The 1,036-nt window shown below is 47.8% G+C and carries 2 protein-coding genes; both read right to left on the bottom strand.

Annotation, left to right across the window (positions count from 1 at the left end; all coding sequences use genetic code 11):
• On the bottom strand, window positions 1-719 hold a 719-nt coding region (locus tag ACSX1H_RS19335; protein ID WP_439185898.1), incomplete at its 3' end, for a CoA transferase.
• Between the two features lie 49 nt (window positions 720-768).
• Window positions 769-1,036 (bottom strand): DUF8691 family protein (locus tag ACSX1H_RS19330; protein WP_439185897.1); only part of this gene is annotated, 268 nt, incomplete at its 5' end.

The raw sequence follows: 1,036 nt of genomic DNA, 5'->3' as shown, positions 1-1,036 counted from the left end.
CCTCCACTAACCGGGTTGGGCCATTCGGTGCGATGGAACTTCTGCATTGGGGGGGCTCCCACAAGGGCGGCCTGCATCATACTGGAGTTGGCCCAGATGCCCATATTCATTAAGGATGTTGATACAAAAGAGCCTTTTCCGGTGCGTTCGCGGTGGTAAAGACCTGACATCACTGCACTAAACAAGGATACGGCCGTATTTAAATCGCCTCCTCCTACTGGCAGTGGTACCGGGCTGCCATCTTTCGGACGCAGTTCTTCCATCATACCCGAGCGGGCATACCACGCTGTCATGTCAAAACCAGGGGCATCCTTATCCGGTCCTTCCAGGCCAAAACCATTGATCCACGCGTAAACGATATCTGGCTTAATGGCCTTAATATCATCGTAGGTGTGCTTTAGCTCCTGTTGAACCTTACGAGGTGAATTGGTCAGAAATACATCGGCATCTGCCACTAATTTGTGTAAGGCTTCCTGGGCCTCTGGTTTCTTCAGGTTAAGTGCTACCGACTTCTTGGTACGATTCTGAATATACGTAGTGTACTGAATCTTACTCGGTGGCATACCGGCTACCATATTGCCATAGCGCCACATATCGCCTGTTGGTGGCTCTACTTTGATTACTTCAGCGCCTAAATCGGCCAGTATGACGGTGGCCGACGGGGCGGCTGCCATGGACGCTACTTCAATTACTTTGATGCCTTCTAATAATTTAGCCATTGTTCTTTCTCCTTTTAAATTAGATTAAATTCTATTTTACTGTTGTTGATTACTCCTGTATCTGCGCTTTGAGCGAAACAATCCCGCAGCGCAATTCATGCAAATGGTGCAGTAAGCCAATCAAGGCTGATTGATCGGGTAAGCATCCAATCAAACTGATTTCCCCATTGCCGGTATCACGTACCTGCATATCCGCAACCGAATTCAACAGGGTGGATGTAATCCTTCCTTGCAGTACGATGTGATAGACACATGCCTGTGAATACACTTTAATAGTCGTCTGTTTTGTTGTTTCTTTCATGGAAGCAAAGTACCGG

This window comes from Carboxylicivirga taeanensis (assembly GCF_051851475.1).
GTDB lineage: Bacteria > Bacteroidota > Bacteroidia > Bacteroidales > Marinilabiliaceae > Carboxylicivirga > Carboxylicivirga taeanensis.
This window is presented reverse-complemented; position numbering and strand designations above follow the sequence as displayed.